This is a genomic window from Flavobacterium sp. SM2513 (assembly GCF_050908145.1).
Lineage (GTDB): Bacteria > Bacteroidota > Bacteroidia > Flavobacteriales > Flavobacteriaceae > Flavobacterium.
The window spans coordinates 3,718,965-3,736,258 of record NZ_CP194228.1 but is presented as its reverse complement, the minus strand read 5'-3'; the positions used below and the strand labels follow the sequence as shown (position 1 = coordinate 3,736,258).

At 36.8% G+C, this 17,294-nt stretch carries 12 protein-coding genes; 7 read left to right on the top strand and 5 right to left on the bottom strand.

The window, feature by feature from the left end:
* Nucleotides 1–3: 3 nt before the first annotated feature.
* From ACQ5J2_RS15985 to ACQ5J2_RS15975, 3 genes are read right to left on the bottom strand one after another with little or no spacing between them, the layout of a single operon-like run.
* Nucleotides 4–1,152: a glycosyltransferase family 4 protein gene (locus ACQ5J2_RS15985; RefSeq protein ID WP_432671468.1), complete on the bottom strand. Its 1,149-nt coding sequence runs from the start codon at nucleotides 1,150–1,152 to the stop codon at nucleotides 4–6.
* On the bottom strand, nucleotides 1,149–2,051 hold the full coding sequence (locus tag ACQ5J2_RS15980; RefSeq protein ID WP_432671467.1) for a glycosyltransferase family 2 protein: 903 nt from the start codon (nucleotides 2,049–2,051) through the stop codon (nucleotides 1,149–1,151). Before ACQ5J2_RS15980 ends, ACQ5J2_RS15985 begins: the two co-directional genes overlap by 4 nt.
* A gap of 2 nt (nucleotides 2,052–2,053) precedes the next feature.
* Nucleotides 2,054–2,737, bottom strand: coding sequence for a cell division ATP-binding protein FtsE (locus tag ACQ5J2_RS15975; RefSeq protein WP_432671466.1), 684 nt, complete (start codon nucleotides 2,735–2,737; stop codon nucleotides 2,054–2,056).
* Between the two features lie 205 nt (nucleotides 2,738–2,942).
* On the opposite strand from ACQ5J2_RS15975, the gene ACQ5J2_RS15970 reads away from it, so the two are divergent.
* The 3 genes from ACQ5J2_RS15970 to ACQ5J2_RS15960 are packed head-to-tail and all read left to right on the top strand — an operon-like array spanning nucleotide 2,943 to nucleotide 8,315.
* Nucleotides 2,943–5,960 (top strand): tetratricopeptide repeat protein, encoded by a 3,018-nt coding sequence (locus ACQ5J2_RS15970; protein WP_432671465.1) that lies wholly within the window; start codon nucleotides 2,943–2,945, stop codon nucleotides 5,958–5,960.
* A gap of 33 nt (nucleotides 5,961–5,993) precedes the next feature.
* On the top strand, nucleotides 5,994–7,802 hold the full coding sequence (locus ACQ5J2_RS15965) for a TonB-dependent receptor (protein WP_432671464.1): 1,809 nt from the start codon (nucleotides 5,994–5,996) through the stop codon (nucleotides 7,800–7,802).
* A 60-nt stretch (nucleotides 7,803–7,862) separates the two neighbouring features.
* Nucleotides 7,863–8,315 carry a hypothetical protein gene (locus ACQ5J2_RS15960; protein WP_432671462.1) on the top strand — a complete coding sequence of 151 codons (453 nt, stop codon included), beginning with the start codon at nucleotides 7,863–7,865 and terminating at the stop codon, nucleotides 8,313–8,315.
* A 40-nt stretch (nucleotides 8,316–8,355) separates the two neighbouring features.
* Here the strand turns inward: ACQ5J2_RS15960 and ACQ5J2_RS15955 are convergent, their stop codons facing one another.
* A complete protein-coding gene (locus tag ACQ5J2_RS15955; protein WP_432671460.1) occupies nucleotides 8,356–8,805 on the bottom strand; it encodes a hypothetical protein in 450 nt (149 codons plus the stop codon).
* A 10-nt stretch (nucleotides 8,806–8,815) separates the two neighbouring features.
* On the opposite strand from ACQ5J2_RS15955, the gene ACQ5J2_RS15950 reads away from it, so the two are divergent.
* The 4 genes from ACQ5J2_RS15950 to ACQ5J2_RS15935 all read left to right on the top strand — a co-directional run bounded on the left by ACQ5J2_RS15950 (nucleotide 8,816) and on the right by ACQ5J2_RS15935 (nucleotide 13,449).
* The gene (locus tag ACQ5J2_RS15950) at nucleotides 8,816–9,640 is read left to right on the top strand and encodes a hypothetical protein (protein ID WP_432671459.1); all 825 of its coding nucleotides are present in this window, start codon (nucleotides 8,816–8,818) and stop codon (nucleotides 9,638–9,640) included.
* A 214-nt stretch (nucleotides 9,641–9,854) separates the two neighbouring features.
* Complete coding sequence (locus ACQ5J2_RS15945) at nucleotides 9,855–10,523, top strand: DUF6261 family protein (RefSeq protein ID WP_432671458.1); 669 nt, start codon at nucleotides 9,855–9,857, stop codon at nucleotides 10,521–10,523.
* A gap of 73 nt (nucleotides 10,524–10,596) precedes the next feature.
* The gene (locus ACQ5J2_RS15940; RefSeq protein ID WP_432671456.1) at nucleotides 10,597–11,985 is read left to right on the top strand and encodes a T9SS type A sorting domain-containing protein; all 1,389 of its coding nucleotides are present in this window, start codon (nucleotides 10,597–10,599) and stop codon (nucleotides 11,983–11,985) included.
* Between the two features lie 72 nt (nucleotides 11,986–12,057).
* Complete coding sequence (locus ACQ5J2_RS15935) at nucleotides 12,058–13,449, top strand: T9SS type A sorting domain-containing protein (RefSeq protein ID WP_432671455.1); 1,392 nt, start codon at nucleotides 12,058–12,060, stop codon at nucleotides 13,447–13,449.
* An 87-nt stretch (nucleotides 13,450–13,536) separates the two neighbouring features.
* Here the strand turns inward: ACQ5J2_RS15935 and purL are convergent, their stop codons facing one another.
* The gene (gene purL, locus ACQ5J2_RS15930) at nucleotides 13,537–17,247 is read right to left on the bottom strand and encodes a phosphoribosylformylglycinamidine synthase (protein WP_432671454.1); all 3,711 of its coding nucleotides are present in this window, start codon (nucleotides 17,245–17,247) and stop codon (nucleotides 13,537–13,539) included.
* Nucleotides 17,248–17,294 lie beyond the last annotated feature (47 nt).

Here is a 17,294-nt window from a genome sequence, read left to right as displayed (position 1 = left end):
AAACTATTTTTTTAAAACCTTGTTGTAAATCATTTGTAATTCTTTGAAGTGATTTTCAAATGATAAATTCTGTACAAAATTAGAAGCATTCTGTTCTAATTCTTTTCTGAGAATTTCATTAGTAAGTAGTTTTTCGATGGCTTCTGTAAGCTGTTCAACATCGCCGTATGGAAAAATTAACCCACTTTGGCTTTCTTCTACTTCTTTTTGGATACCAAGAAGATTACTTATAATAACGGTTTTATGGAAAGCGAAACTTTCTAAAATAACATTCCCATACGATTCTAAAATTTCACTTGGAACAATAATAAATTTCGCAGAAGCGTATAAACGCATCAATTCTTCTTTGTTTTTTGCACCTAAAAAATCGACATTTTGGATGTTGTTTTCAGTAGTAAATTTTTCTAATTCTGCTTGTACACGTCCTGAACCTGCTATTTTTAATTGTTCGTCAGGATATTTTTCTACAATTTTTTGAAACGATTTCAGCAAAGTAAAAACTCCTTTTTCGGCATCTAACCGACCTACAAATAGAAGATAGTCTGATTTTTGTTCACCTACAAAAGGATTTGAAATCAATACAGGATTTGGGAGTGTTTCTCCTTTTATTCCAAATTCTGAAGCAATAAGTTGTGTCAGGTTCTGAGAAGGCGTGAGAAAATAATCAATGTTTTTCTTGATAATTGCTTTGTGATAGCTTTGTCTTAGATAAAGTATGCTATCGTAAAAAATATTTTTTTTAGGGTAATGATTTAATACACAATCTAGAAAACCTGTATGTTCATGAAGTAGCTTTCCATCCATATCCAGCATATAAGTTTTAGGACAGATGTAGTAATAATCTCGAAATGATTGAATTATCGGAATGGACTTTGACTTGGCAAACCACATAAAGTGAGGTGTAACAGTTGCTCCAATACTGAAAGAATTTATCAAATCCGGTTTAAAAGTATCGATTTCTGCAATAATCGCTTTCGTTGTTGCAGCGTTGTAAAACTTTTGGTACATTTTGGTGCGTTTATCTTTAACACCAAACCATTTAAAAGTGATTTCTGGATGATTTTCTTCCGCATAAGAAACCAGCGTCTGGAGATAATGTTCCACTCCACCTATCGAATTGTTTTGGTAGTTGTTCACAATTAGCACTCTCATTTCATACTATTTTTTTGTTGAAATTGCGTGCAATAATAGGTTAGTCGATACATATCAAACAAAAACATGGTAGGGTTTTTGGAAAGCAGTTGTTTTTCTATTTTAGCGTCAAAATAATTGAAGAATGAGGCAAAAAAGGGAGTTAATTTTAATTTATGAATTGTCTTTACAAGGTTAGCTAATCGAACATATTTAGCTTCAATCAACCCTTCGTCTACCAAATTTTTTAATGCCACGACGGATAATCTCGTTTTGTTTAAAAATTCTTGATTCGTGTCTAATCCTAAATGAATTACGGGGTTATCAATGTGTAATATTGGGAGGTTTTTCTTGGATATTTCATATGAAAAAAGCGTGTCTTCGTGCCGAAGGTTTGGAATATTTTCGTTAAAAGATACGATTTCAAAATAACTCCTAGGAATCATAAAGTTCAAAGTAAGAAAAGAGATATAAGGTTTTAAATTTCGTTTTTCTGATGGTATTGCTTCTCTTCTATTTCCATAAAACCACCGTAAAGTAGCGTTTTTTTCAGGAACTTCAACACTATATGTTATTCCGCCATAAATAATTTTATCCTTTTTTGGAATGTAGTCAATATAGTTGGCAATAAAATTAGAATGCAGTGGAATTGTATCTGCATCCAAGAAAAGCAACCAATTGTACTTCGCTTTTTGCGCCAAAATATTTCGCATTTTACTTCGCCCAATGTTATGCTTATTACTTTTAAATGTCGCGTTTTTGAGGTTATTAATCCTTCCATTTTCATCGTGAAATAATTTTCCAGCATCATCTAAAACAATAATTTCGTACTCAATTCCACATTTCTCACATTGATTTTGCAATTCCAAAACAAGCGGAAGTACATTATAATTGTAAGTGGGAATTAAGAGGGAAAGCATTATTAAACTGCTCGTTGAACGACTTCAAAAATAGTTCCTCCTTCGCATTTCAAGGTTTTACCAGGAAATTTCATGATTAAAGCATAATCGTGAGTTGCCATAATTACGGTTTTACCATTTTCATTTATTTTCCGCAATACAGCCATAACTTCCACGCTCGTTTGCGGGTCAAGATTTCCAGTTGGTTCGTCGGCTAAAATTAATTCGGGGTCGTTCAATAAAGCTCTTGCAATAGCAACACGCTGTTGTTCTCCACCAGAAAGTTGGTGTGGCATTTTGAAAGAAGAAGCTTTCATGTCTACTTTCTCTAAAACTTCATCAATTTTTTGTTGCATTTCCACTTTGTCTTTCCAGCCCGTTGCTTTCAAAACGAAAAGCATGTTATCATTAATACTTCGGTCGGGAAGAAGTTTGAAATCTTGAAATACAATTCCAATTTTTCGTCGTAAATACGGAATGTTACTTTCTTTTAGTGTCGCCAAATCGAAATCTACGATACTTGCTTGACCTTGTTTTAAAGGTAAATCAGCATAAAGCGTTTTCATCAAACTACTTTTTCCAGAACCTGTTTTACCAATGATGTAAATAAATTCACCGTGATTGACTTCCAAATTCACATTCGAAAGCACCATATTTTTTTCTTGGTAGATATCAACATTTCTTAAAAAAAGCACATTTTGCGACATGATAAAATTATTTTTAGATTGGTAAAAGTAGTAAGTTTCAAGTCGTATTCAAAATAAAATATGGATTCAACGTTTATAAAATCTATTTTTCTTAAAGTTTTGTTATTTTAGCAAAATCGTGTTAAAAACAAAATACTAAAACTTAAATTTAGTTCGTTATACAGAGTGAAATTTGATATATTTGACCTTTAAAAAAACAAACTCAATGCATAAATATTCTTGGCTATTGTTTCCGTTGTTAAGTGCGGGAATTACCACCACCGTTTCTGCTCAACAATCAGAAATTTACACAAACGATTTTAAGGATTTTACTCGTGCTGTCGAACTTTATAAAGACAAACAGTACTTATCTGCTCAACTTTTATTTACTGATGTTCAGCAGCAAAATAACAATATGGATGTGCAAGCCGATTGTGCTTATTATATTGCTATTTGTGCGATTCGGTTGAACCAAAATGGTGCAGACCAGCTGATGGAAAAATTCATTAAGAATTATCCAACAAGTTCAAAAACAAATCAGGCTTATACTGAAGTAGCTCAGTTTTATTTTGAGCAAGGTCAATATTCACAAGCGATGGAGTGGTTTGATAGGGTTGACGAGAGTACTTTAACCGCTGATGAACGCGATAAATTTAACTTTCAAAAAGGATATGTTTTTTATACAAGTAAAGATAAAAAGCAGGCCGTTTCCTATTTTAATAAAGTTTCAAATTCTCCAGAATACGGAAAACAAGCCAAATATTATTTGGGATTTATGGCTTATGAAGCTGATGATTATGTAGAGGCAAATAAGCAATTTGACCAAGTGGCGGGTGAGGAAAAATACGACGATAAAATGTCCTATTTTCAAGCCGATATGAACTTTAAGTCAGGAAAATTTCAAGAATCAATTGATTTGGGTAAAAAAGCAATGGCAAAATCAAATGCTGTTGAAAAATCAGAATTGAGCAAAATTATTGGTGAAAGTTATTTCAATTTAAAACAATACGACCAAGCCATTCCTTATTTGAAAGACTATCGCGGTAAAAAAGGAAAGTGGAACAATACTGACTACTATATGTTGGGTTATGCGTATTACCAACAAAAAGACTACGAGAATGCCATTGCACAATTCAACAGAATCATTGACGGGAAAGATGCGGTTGCTCAAAATGCGTATTATCATTTAGGTGAAAGTTATTTGAAATCAGATAAAAAGCAACAAGCGTTGAATGCATTTAAAAGTGCTTCTGAAATGGAATTTGATTTGAAAATTCAAGAAGACGCTTATTTGAATTATGCAAAATTGAGTTATGAAATTGGTAACTCGTATCAAAGTGTGCCAAGCGTTTTGAGTTCGTTTATACAAAAATATCCTACGAATGCGAACAATCCGGAGATTGAAACCTTATTAATCAATTCCTATATTACTTCTAAAAACTACAAAGAAGCCTTGGTTTTATTGGAGAAGAATAAAAGTTTTGCGAATAAGCAAGCCTACCAGAAAGTGACTTTTTACCGTGGAATTGAATTGTATACCGACGGAAATTACACGGAAGCTTTGGCAATGTTCAAGAAATCAATTGCGGAACCACGTGATGCTAAATTTTTAGCTCGTGCAACATTTTGGAAAGCAGAAACGGAATATGTGTTGGATAATTTCAACGAGGCATTAATAAGTTTCAAACAATTTGAAGGTGCTGCGGAAGCGAAAAACACGCCGGAATTTAAAAATATTGACTACAACATTGGTTACACGTATTTTAAATTAAAAAATTACGACCAAGCTGTCAATAGTTTTGACGCTTACGTGAAAAACAATAAAGCAGATAAAGTGCGAATGAACGATGCTCTTTTGCGTTTGGGAGATAGTAATTTTGTAACTGGTAAATATTGGCCAGCGATGGAATCCTACAATAAAGCGATTGATTTGAATGGTATCGATGCTGATTATGCAGCTTTCCAGAAAGCAATTAGCTACGGTTTTGTACAACGAAACGAAAAGAAAATTGAGGATTTAAACAATTTCATTACCAAATTTACCAAATCAAAATACCGTGATGATGCGATGTTTGAATTGGCAAACACGTATACAGCGGAAAATAAAACGGCTGATGCCATTAAAACATTTGATAAATTAATTGCTGAATATAAAAACGGTTCTTATACCGGAAAATCAATTTTGCGTCAAGGTTTGATTTATTACAATGGCGACCAAGCCCAACAAGCATTAGTGAAATTTAAAAAAGTAGCTGCTGAATTTCCAAATACTCAAGAAGCTTTGCAAGCGGTTTCAACTGCACGTTTGATTTATGTGGATAGCGGTAAAGTCGACGAATATGCGACTTGGGTAAAAACGTTAGATTACATTCAAATCTCCGATTCAGAATTGGATAACGATACGTACGAAGCTGCGGAAAAACAATATTTGCAAAATAATACAAAACTAGCGATATCCGGTTTTACCACCTATGTAGCTAAATTTCCTAACGGAATTCACTCCTTAAAAGCGAATTTCTATTTGGGTCAATTATATTTTGCTGATAATTTAGAAAATAACGCGATTCCAAATTATGAATTTGTAATTGCAAAACAACGTAACGAATATACAGAACAGGCTTTGGCAAGACTTTCATCGATTTATTTGAAAGCTAAGAATTATGAAAAAGCGATTCCTGTTTTGAAACGATTGGAAGCAGAGGCTGATTTTCCGCAAAACGTAACATTTGCTCAAGCGAATTTGATGAAAGCTTATTACGACAAAGAAGATTATGTAAATGCAGTAGCTTCGGCAGATAAAGTTTTGGCAAACCCCAAAACGGATGATAAAGTACGAAGTGATGCTCAAATTATTGTAGCTCGTTCAGCTGTAAAAACAAAAGATGAATCGAAAATGCGTTCGGCTTACGCCAAATTACTGACGATTGCCAAAGGGGAAGTTGCCGCGGAAGCACTTTATTACGACGCCTATTTTAAAAATAAAGATGCTAAATATGAGGAGTCGAATAAAATAGTACAGAAGTTAGCCAAAGATTATTCAGGCTATAAATATTTTGGAGCCAAAGGATTGGTATTAATGGCGAAGAATTTCTACGCTTTAGAAGACAGTTACCAAGCCAATGTGATTTTAGAAGCAGTTGTAAAAAACTTCTCGGAATTTCCAGATGTTATTGCTGAAGCTCGTGAGAACCTAGCTGTATTGAAAGCAGAAGAAGCGAAAACCAATTCGTCTATTCAAAACTAATCGCACTTTATTAAAATTTTCAAATTAAAAAAGATGATTCACAAAATCAATTATAAAATTTCAATCGTACTTCTTCTTGCAGGTTTGCAAACCACTTTTGCACAAAAAAAGGACGAAAATATAGGGACGGAAGTGGTGAATGTAGTGAAGTCCTACACGCCAACGGTTTCAGATGCTTTTAAAATTAAGGAAACACCCACTTTAGACGATGAAGAAACGGCTAAAAAAGAAGTAATCAATTATAATATTTTTTCATTTCCGGTAGCGTCGACTTTTGCTCCAGCTAAAGGTAGAGCTGCTTCTGTTGACAAAACGGCTCAAGAAAAGTTGTACAACAATTATGCAACTCTAGGTTTTGGTAGCTATGCTTCGATTAATGCCGAATTGTACATTACTCAAGACGTTAACGACACTGATTTTGTGGCTGGAATGTTGCGTCACCAGTCCTCTCAAGGGAATATAAAAGGAGTGAAACTAGATGATAAATTCTACGATACAGGATTGGATTTGACTTACGGAAGTAAAAAAGACACGTACAACTGGAACTTGGACTTGGGTTATCAAAACCAAGTTTATAATTGGTATGGTTTGCCCAAATATTTCGGTGATAACTTATCTGAAACCGACCAAAAGGACTTAATCAATTCCATTGACCCGCAACAAACGTATCATAATTTTTACATTGGTGGAGAAATTGGAACCACAGATAGTTTTTTCGAAAAAGCGTCTGTTAAGTACAACCGGTTTTGGGATGCAACGGGTTCTGAAGAAAATCACGTAATATTTAAACCGTCTATAAATCTTGGGGTTGCTGATTATTTTTTCAAATTAAATTTCACCGTGGATTATTTGAATGCTAAATTTGACCAACCCTATTCTGCCTCTCCACTAGTACCAGCAAGTACATTTGCATCAGAAAATTCAAATGTAATATTGAGTGCGAATCCGAATTTTCAACTTGTTAAAGACGATTTGTCAGTTAATGTTGGAGCTGAAGTAACCTATTTATCGGAATTAAAAAACACCTATAATGGAGTAGATGAGGGAACAAAAGGCAAATTATTTATTTATCCTAAAGTTACGGCATCCTATAAAGTGGTGGGCGATTTGATGATTGCTTATGCAGGAGCCGAAGGAGGATTACAGCAAAATACGTACAGAGATTTCACTAACATCAACCCCTTTTTATCGCCTACACAATTGCCTACGCATTTGATGAGACCCACGGACAGTCAGTATGATATTTATGTTGGTTTGAAAGGGAAGTTGACCAATGCAGTAAGTTACAACGTTCGTGGTTCTTACTTGAATCAAAAAAATAAAGCGTTGTTTTTAGCAAATGAATATTCTCAGGACGTCGATAATCAAGCCTACAGTTATGGAAATTCATTTTCTGTAATTTACGATGACATCAAAACAATTAGTTTCTTTGGAGAGTTAAAAGCAGACTTTTCTAAGAATGTTGCCTTCGGAATCAACGGAACTTTCGCCACATACAATACCGATTTGCAACCTGAAGCATGGAATTTACCACAATTAAAATTGAGTTCAACTTTAGATGTGAACTTTACAGAAAAATGGTTTGCTGGAGTAAATGTGTTCTTTGTAGGCGAACGAATGGACCTTCAAATAGACCAATCTTTTACTGAAATTGGAACTAGAAAAAGAACTTTAGATGCTTATTTTGATGCAAATTTAAATGTTGGCTATCGCTATAATGAGCGTTTAACCGCTTTTGTAAAAGCAAACAACATTGCCAATCAAGCCTATGAAAAATGGTTGAATTACCCTGTTCAGCAATTTCAAGTACTTTTAGGAGCGAGTTACAAATTTGATTTCTAACAAACAAAAGAGATTCACTGACCCACAAACAAGCTGTTTTGTGGGTTTTTTAATAAATTTATGATGACATTTAAAGAGCAAATAATAGCCCAATATGTGCAGCGAATTCAAGATAAAATTGATGCGTTTCAGGACATGATAGTAGCATTGACGGAAGATTCAAAAAATGATTCGAAAGGTTCAGCCGGAGACAAACATGAAACAGCTTTGTCCATGATGCATATCGAACAGGAAAAACTCAATTATAAATTGAAAGAATATTTGAGTGAAAACCAATTATTTTCCAATATCGATTTCAATAAAAAAAGTTCAAAAGTTACAACTGGAAGTTTGGTGCAAGCCAATGAAAATTATTTTCTGATTTCTATAGCCTTACCTAAAATAATGGTTCAAGGTGCAACTGTTTTTGGTATTTCGCCTCAATCGCCATTGGCACAAGAATTAATGGGTCAGGAAGTTGGGCATTCGTTTAAGATAAATAATGTGGCGTATTTGGTGAATGAGATTGTTTAGAAAAAGGCTTTCATTATCTGAAAGCCTTTTCTCAACTATTTTAGTATTTGTTATCAACATACGTTTTACTACGAGTACCTAAAACAAACATTTTATTTACTCTGAAATGAATTGAAAAGTGCCCTTCAATCCATTTGTCTTCTATTGCATACTCCTCAGTACTATTTTCCTTGTACCAAAAAATAAAAGAAGCGCTATCAAAACCTTTTTTCATCATTGGCGTTCCCGATTTACTGCATTGAATGCCCCACAAAACCTCTTTTCTTTCCATATCTTCATTTTGAATCATCCCAAAACCATTTTCATTAAGTTCCACAATAGGGGCAATCCCTCCCTCAGAATAGTAGGTCCCTGTAAGTGGATATTCCATTTTATTAGTGATGTAAATACTTTTACCATCAAGAAAAATTTCGCTGACACGTGCTTGAGCGATAGATTTGGTTGTAAAAAGAAACAGAATAGTAAGAGGCAATAATTTAAAAAATTTCATACGTGCTATTTTGGTTATCGATCGTTTTGAAGTAGCAAAAATGCCATTTATTTTTGTAGCATTAAAACAAAAACGCAATTATTATTGCTTCGCAACCCATTTTCTAGCCTTCACAATAACTTCTAACGTAGTAGAATCTTCGTCTTTACAACGCTTTCCGGTTAATTCTCCCGCTACCCATTCTAAGAATAAATCCCAAAGGCAGCGTCGCTACCAAGTTTCACTTCGTTTTATTTTTGCCAATGCTAAGAAAACCCTCGCCAGACTGCACTTAAAAACTTCAAATGGAGAAATCCGCTCCGTTTTGAACCGTTTTTTGTGCCAAATTCAGCCAATCGCCACGCTAGAAGCCATTTCCATTTCAAAATACTCTCCTGCGCCACGATTGGAGTCATTTCCATTTCCAAATGTCTTCCTACGCTTGGATTGGAGGTATTTCTGTTTGCAAATGTCTTCCTACGCTTGGATTGGTGGTATTTCTGTTTCCAAATGTCTCCCTGCGCTTGGATTGGTGGTATTTCCGTTTCCAAATATCTTCCTGCGCTTGGATTGGGGTCATTTTTGTTTCCAAATATCTTCCTGCGCTTGGATTGGTGGTATTTCTGTTTCCAAATGTCTTCCTGCGCTTGGATTGGAGGTATTTTTGTTTCCAAATGTCTTCCTGCGCTTGGATTGGTGGTATTTCTGTTTGCAAATGTCTTCCTGCGCTTGGATTGGGGTCATTTCCGTTTCCAAATATCGTCCTGCGCTTGGATTGGGGTTATTGCTATTTCAGAACGACTTTCTACGCCTTGATGCGCTAAATGTGGAGAAAAAGGAATGTAGCTTAAATTGATGCTTTTACAGCTCTAATCCCAATGATTACGGCACTTCATTTTTTTTTCACGAATAAAACAACTGAATTGTTTTTTTTATTAAATTGCTACTTCAAAACCATACAAAGTGTATGATTTTCTAATTTAAAAATTTAAATCATGATTAAAGAATTTCCAATCCTCGACCTTCGCAATGCCGAATTGTTGACGTATGCTAACTCAAGTACTGACCTTGTGGACGGCAACGAACCGGACTACTTAAAAGTAGCCCCTCAACTCAATGCCTTTAAAAGCCGCGTGACAGAAGCCGAAGCCCTATTTATCCTGCCCCGAGAAAGCAATTATTCGCCCGAAATACAAGCGCTAGATACCCTTAGAGATACTAACTTTAGAGGTATTCGTCAAGTAATCAGTGGTTATACGAATCATTATGATTCTCAAATTAGCGCTGCCGCAAACCTTTTGACCAAAAATATAAAGTTGTACGGACCGCAAATTGCCAAACTCAACTACCAAGCAGAAACCAGTGTGATCACCAGCATGACAAAAGATTGGGACGATAAACCCGAGCTTACCAATGCAATAAATGTCCTGAACTTAAAAGAGTGGAGCGTTGAGTTAAAGAAAAACAATACCGACTTTGACACGCTTTATACCCAGCGAACCCAAGAATACGGCGGCAGAACCCAAGATAAACTAAAAATAAAACGCGAAGAAGTAGCTCAAGCCTACTTGGTACTGATAGAAAACATCAATGCCCGAAATACCCTAGACGATACGGGCATGTACACCAAAGTAATTAACGAGCTCAACGCGCTTTCGGACCAATATACCAACATGCTCCACATCCGGAAAGGCCGAAAAGGCGGTGATGATGCGGACGATACCGCAAGCGAAGATTAACTTTATAAACCCTTTTCTCTGTAAAAAGAGGGAAGGGATTTTTATTATAAAACAACCTACTAAATTCTTAACGATGAAAAAATTATTACTTATTACATTATTATTTACAGCTTTTTTTACTAAAGCCCAATGTTGGGAATCGGTATCCGTAGGCGGAGGTCATGTATTGGGTATCCAGTCCGACGGTACTTTGTGGTCCTGGGGGTATAACAACTGGGGACAACTGGGAAATGGAACGAACTTTATAAGCCCTGTTCCTGAACAAGTAGGTACTGCAACCAATTGGACAACAGTACACAGTGGTGGTGCCCATTGTTTTGGCATTAAAGATGATGGGACGCTATGGGCTTGGGGGCATAACGGTCAAGGCAAACTGGGAATAGGTACTTTCACTTTAGAGATGAGTGCCAATCCCGTGCAAGTGGGTATTAGTACATGGAAAATGTTAAGTACGGGAACTAATTTCACTATTGGTATTCGTGCCAACGGCACCCTTTGGAGTTGGGGCCAAAATCAAGACGGTACTGTGGGTGATGGTACTACTATTGACCGGGCTGCCCCTGTGTTGATTAATGCGAGTACTAACTGGAAAATGACCAGCTCCAGTAGCTTTAGGACACTTGCTGTAAAAGAAGACGGCACTTTGTGGGGCTGGGGTTCTAATGACTCTAATAGGTTGGGATTTCCTGGCGGAACACCTGCTAGTTACATGAATGTTGTAGCTGTACCCACACAAATAGGTACAGCTACCGATTGGAAAAGTGTAGCATCTGGTTTTGCTCATACTATCGCTTTGAAAAACGACAATACTTTATGGATTTGGGGGGACGGTAATCACGGGCAATTGGGTAATAACTCAACCACTACTTTTATTCCCTATCCTTTGCAGTTGGGTACTGCGACAGATTGGGCAAATATTGAATCGCGATCTAGTAGTTGTCTTGCTATTAAAACAGACGGTACTTTATGGGTTTGGGGTTTGAATAATAACGGAACATTAGGCAATGGTACTCAAACCAATCTATTAGTACCTACACAAATTACAACTGAGAATAATTGGTTGAGTTTATCCTCAAGTAATAATGTAACCGCAGCACTCAAAACTGATGGTTCGTTGTACACTTGGGGCTATAATTTTTTTTATCAAATAGGCGATATTACTGTAGATACGGAAACAGTAGTAGTAACTCCGTTGCTAATTAATACTTGTAACTTAGGAACAGAGGTTTTCAATCAAAAGAGCGTAAAACTATATCCTAACCCTGTACAAAATCGGTTGTATGTTGCTAGTGAAGAAACACAGCAATATCAAATCTATTCTATATTAGGAACGAAAATTAGTGAAGGAACACTTACTGTGGGAAATAGTATTGATTGTAGTGGAGTGTCTGGTGGGGTTTATTTGTTAAACTTGATTGATGAGATGGGGAATGTTTCTACGGTTAAGTTTGTAAAAGAATAACTTTATAAACCCTTTTCTCTGTAAAAAGAGGAAAGGTTTTTTTTATTATAAGAACCTACTAAATTATAAAACATGAAAAAAATCTTACTTATTACATCATTATTTATTGCCACTTTTACAAGCGCCCAATGTTGGGAATCGGTATCCGTAGGTGAAGGACACGTGTTAGGTATTAAGCCGGACGGTACTTTATGGTCTTGGGGAAATAATAATATGGGACAATTAGGCAATGGCACAGTAGACTGGATTAGCCCTTTTCCTGAACAAGCAGGTACGGCTACCAATTGGGCAACAGTATATAGCGGTGTTATTCATTGTTTTGGTATTAAAGGTGATGGCACGCTCTGGGCTTGGGGCAGTAATGAAAAAGGCAAATTAGGCATAGGTACTTTCACTTTAGAGATGAGTGCCAATCCCCTTCAGGTGGGTACTAGTACTTGGAAAATAGTGAGTACTGGAATTAATTTCACTATTGGTATTCGAGCCAACGGCACCCTTTGGGGTTGGGGCGAAAACCAATACGGCACGGTGGGTAATGGTAGCAGTGTTGATCAGGCGGCACCTGTGTTGATAGATGCAAGTACCAACTGGAAGATGACTAGCTCTAGTACCTTTAGAACACTCGCTATTAAAGAAGACGGTACTTTGTGGGGCTGGGGTTCCAACAGTTCCAATAGGTTGGGGTTCTCTGTCGGAACACCTGCTAGTTACATGAATGTTGTAGCTGTACCCACCCAAATAGGTACAGCTACCGATTGGAAAAGTGTAGCATCCGGTTTTGGTCATACCATCGCTTTGAAAAATGACAATACTTTATGGATTTGGGGGGACGGTAATCACGGGCAATTGGGTAATAACTCAACTACTACTTTTATTCCTTATCCTTTGCAATTGGGTACTGCGACAGACTGGGCAAATATTGAATCGCGATATAGTAGTTGTCTAGCTATTAAAACAGACGGTACTTTATGGGTCTGGGGTTTGAATAACAACGGAACATTAGGTAATGGTACTCAAACCAATCTATTAGTACCTACACAAATTACAACGCAAAGCGATTGGATGAGTATATCAACGAATTACGGAGCAACGGCTGCACTCAAAACCGATGGTTCGTTGTACACTTGGGGGAATAATTTATTTTATCAAATTGGTGATATCACTGTAGATACGGAAACAGTGGTAGTAACGCCGTTGCTTATTAATACTTGTAACTTAGGAACAGAAGATTTCAATCAAAAGAGCGTAAAACTATATCCTAACCCTGTACAAAATCGATTGTATGTTGCTAGTGAAGAAACACAATCTTATCAAATCTATTCTATATTAGGAACGAAAATTAGTGAAGGAACACTTACTGTGGGAAATAGTATTGATTGCAGTGGATTGACTAGTGGGGTTTATTTGCTGAGTTTGACTGATGGTTTAGGGAATGTTTCTACGGTTAAGTTTGTGAAGGAGTAATAAAGCCTCATACAATAGTTGTAAGTATAGTCATATAAAAAATGCTCTTCAATCGAAGAGCATTTTTTTTTATAAATCAAGTAGGAATTATTTCTTTTCAATCCATTTGCGAGCATTGACAAATGCCTCTAACCAAGGAGAAACTTCATCTTTCACACCTCTTTCTGGATAATTCGCCCAGTTCCAAGGAAAAGTAGAACGCTCAATGTGCGGCATCGTTACCAAATGACGTCCTGTTTTGTCCGTTAGCATTGCCGTGTTATAATCCGAACCATTTGGATTAGCAGGATAACCTTCGTAAGCATATTTCGCTACAATGTTGTAGTCAGATTCTGCATTAGGTAATATGAATTTTCCTTCGCCATGCGAAATCCAAACACCTAATGTAGTTCCTTCCAATGTAGACAACATCACCGAATTGTTCTTCTGAATTTTCACAGAAGTAAAGCCACTCTCGTGTTTTTGCGACGTGTTGTACGTCATTTTTCCGTGCGTTTCATGTTCAGGATTCATCAATTCTAATTCCATGAACAATTGACAACCGTTGCAAATTCCCACAGAAAGCGTGTCTTCACGTTTAAAGAAGTTTTTCAAAGCCGTGTTTGCTTTTTCATTGTATAAAAACGCTCCAGCCCAACCTTTCGCTGAACCTAAAACATCAGAGTTGGAAAATCCACCAACCGCTCCAATGAACTGAATGTCTTCTAAAGTCTCACGACCTGAAATCAAATCGGTCATGTGAACATCTTTAACATCAAAACCTGCTAAATACATAGCATTAGCCATTTCACGCTCGGAATTACTTCCTTTCTCACGAATAATCGCTGCTTTAGGAGCCCCACCCCGGCCCTCCCCAAAAGGGAGGGAGTTTGGAAGTTTTCCGTCAAAATGATTTGGGAACGTATAGGTTAACGCTTGCTTTTTATAATTTTCAAAACGGGCTTTCGCCATTCCGTTTTTAGATTGTTTTTGGTCTAACAAGTACGAAGTTTTGTACCAAGTATCACGCAACGAAACGACATCTAAATTTAATGTGGTCTTTTCAGAAATAATCTCTAATTTTCCTGTAGAGGTAACAGTTCCTAAATTGAAAAATTCAATTTGGTTTTGAGTTAATTGTCTTTCAAATTCTATATTATTAGCGGGTTGTACAACAACCCCAATATTCTCTGAAAACAATATTTTAACTAAATCTTTCTCCTCAAAGCAATCAAAATTTAGCTGCATCCCCGTTTCTTCAAAGTGAGGAGTTCCCCCTTCGGGGGTTAGGGGGCTAAAACACAATTCTAATAAAGTTGTAATCAATCCACCGCTTCCGATGTCGTGACCCGCTTTAATTTTGCGTTCCTTAATTAAATCTTGCAACGTATTGAACGCCTTTTTGAAGAAAGCAGCGTCTTTAATGGTAGGAACTTCCGTCCCAATTTTATTCAGAATTTGAGCAAAAGAACTTCCGCCCAATTTGAAATTATCTTGAGATAAATTAAGGTAGTAAATGTTGCCACCGTTTCGTTGCAAAACAGGTTCTACCACTTTGGTAATATTACTACAGTTTCCTGCCGCCGAAATAATTACAGTTCCTGGCGCGATTACTTCGTCACCTGGATATTTTTGTTTCATCGAAAGTGAATCTTTTCCAGTTGGAATATTGATTCCCAATTCAATTGCGAAATTTGCACAACTTTCAACCGCTTCGTACAATCGTGCATCTTCACCCGGATTTTTACAAGCCCACATCCAATTGGCCGAAAGTGAAACAGATTTCATTCCTTCTTTTAATGGAGCCCAAACTAAATTCGATAACGCTTCGCCAATGGCGGTTCTCGATCCCGCAGCCGCATCAATTAATGCAGCGATAGGCGAGTGCCCAATGGAGGTGGCCAGTCCTTCTTTTCCTTTGAAATCCAAGGCCATAACGCCCACATTATTCAAAGGCAATTGAAGCGGACCCACACATTGTTGTTTGGCGACTTTTCCTCCCACACAACGGTCAACTTTGTTCGTCAACCAGTCTTTACAACCTACAGCTTCTAACTGTAAAAGTTCGTTCAAGTAGTTTGGAATTTCAGCAGTAACGTAATTCAATTCTGAATAATTAGCAGGAATTGTAGTATCGTTCATTACCGTTTTTGGCGAACTGCCAAAGAAATCTTCCAAGGCATAATCCATTGGTTTTGCACCAGTAGATTTAGATTCAAAAGTAAAACGATGGTCGCTGGTCACTTCACCCACTTCATACATTGGCGAACGTTCTCTGTCGGCAATTCGTTGAAGAATTCCCATATCTTTTTCACCGATAACCAGTCCCATACGTTCTTGCGACTCGTTTCCAATAATTTCTTTTGCTGAAAGAGTAGGGTCGCCAACAGGTAATTTGTCTAAATCAATCAATCCCCCGGTTTCTTCCACTAATTCAGAAAGACAATTTAAATGTCCACCTGCACCGTGATCGTGAATCGAAACAATAGGGTTGTGGTCGCTTTCCACTAAACCACGAATGGCATTTGCAGCACGTTTTTGCATTTCAGGATTCGAACGTTGGATAGCGTTTAGCTCAATTCCCGTTCCAAAAGCACCTGTATCAGCTGATGAAACCGCAGCTCCACCCATACCAATTCTATAATTTTCACCACCAAGAATGACAATTTTGTCTCCGGCAGTTGGTTTCTTTTTAATCGCTTGGTCTAATTTTCCGTAACCAATTCCACCCGCTTGCATAATTACTTTATCGTAACCAATTTTTCGTGCATTTTCATTGTGTTCGAAAGTCAAAACTGAACCTGTAATTAATGGTTGTCCGAATTTATTTCCAAAATCAGAAGCTCCGTTAGAAGCTTTAATCAAAATATCCATTGGCGTTTGGTACAACCAAGGACGTTCTGGCATCGCTTGTTCCCAAGGTCTGTTTTCTTCTAATCGAGAATACGAAGTCATGTAAACGGCAGTTCCCGCCAGAGGCAATGAACCTTGTCCACCCGCCAATCTATCCCGAATTTCTCCTCCCGAACCTGTTGCTGCACCATTGAAAGGTTCAACAGTTGTTGGGAAGTTATGTGTTTCCGCTTTCAAAGAAAGTACAGATTCAAATTCTTTTTCTGCGTAGAAATCAGGTTTATCAGCACTTTTTGGAGCAAACTGAACCACGGTTGGTCCTTTTACAAAAGCGACGTTATCTTTATAAGCAGAAACAATTTCGTTTGGATTTTCAGACGAAGTTTTCTTGATCATTTTGAATAAAGAAGTTTCTTTTTCTTTTCCATCAATGATGAAAGTTCCGTTGAAAATTTTGTGTCGACAATGTTCTGAATTGGCTTGTGAGAAAGCAAATATTTCAGAGTCAGTTAATTTGCGTTCTAGTTTAACCGATAAATCAGCTAAATAAATCACTTCTTCCGGACTTAAAGCCAAACCTTCCGATTGGTTATATCCTTCAATATCTTCAATATCTAAAATCACTTCAGGATTCACTTTAATATTGAAAATATCTTGATTAAGGTCGTTGTATTTTTGCGAAAGCATCGGGTCAAAATATGAAAAGTCAGGGTCCACTTTTTCAAATTCTTCAATTCGAATAATTCCTGAAATCGCCATGTTTTGGGTAATTTCAACGGCATTCGTACTCCAAGGCGTTACCATAGCGGCACGAGGACCAACAAAAAAATCCGTTAGTACGGATTTTTCTATTTTATTTACGTCGCCAAAAAGCCAGTTTAATTTGCTAATGTCTTCTGCTGAAAGTTCGCTTTGCATTTGAACTGCAAAAACCTTTTTCGTTGGGTTTCCGAAGAAATGAATCATTGTATGTAGTTGTTGTGTTGTGGATGCAAAATTAGTTTAAAAAGTTA

What these genes read in the sequence shown, in the direction of transcription:
- ACQ5J2_RS15985 (WP_432671468.1), bottom strand. Translation starts at nt 1,152, where the DNA reads ATGAGAGTGCTAATTGTGAACAACTACCAAAACAATTCGATAGGTGGA.
- ACQ5J2_RS15980 (WP_432671467.1), bottom strand. Translation starts at nt 2,051, where the DNA reads ATGCTTTCCCTCTTAATTCCCACTTACAATTATAATGTACTTCCGCTT.
- ACQ5J2_RS15975 (WP_432671466.1), bottom strand. Translation starts at nt 2,737, where the DNA reads ATGTCGCAAAATGTGCTTTTTTTAAGAAATGTTGATATCTACCAAGAA.
- ACQ5J2_RS15970 (WP_432671465.1), top strand. Translation starts at nt 2,943, where the DNA reads ATGCATAAATATTCTTGGCTATTGTTTCCGTTGTTAAGTGCGGGAATT.
- ACQ5J2_RS15965 (WP_432671464.1), top strand. Translation starts at nt 5,994, where the DNA reads ATGATTCACAAAATCAATTATAAAATTTCAATCGTACTTCTTCTTGCA.
- ACQ5J2_RS15960 (WP_432671462.1), top strand. Translation starts at nt 7,863, where the DNA reads ATGATGACATTTAAAGAGCAAATAATAGCCCAATATGTGCAGCGAATT.
- ACQ5J2_RS15955 (WP_432671460.1), bottom strand. Translation starts at nt 8,805, where the DNA reads ATGAAATTTTTTAAATTATTGCCTCTTACTATTCTGTTTCTTTTTACA.
- ACQ5J2_RS15940 (WP_432671456.1), top strand. Translation starts at nt 10,597, where the DNA reads ATGAAAAAATTATTACTTATTACATTATTATTTACAGCTTTTTTTACT.
- ACQ5J2_RS15935 (WP_432671455.1), top strand. Translation starts at nt 12,058, where the DNA reads ATGAAAAAAATCTTACTTATTACATCATTATTTATTGCCACTTTTACA.
- purL (WP_432671454.1), bottom strand. Translation starts at nt 17,247, where the DNA reads ATGATTCATTTCTTCGGAAACCCAACGAAAAAGGTTTTTGCAGTTCAA.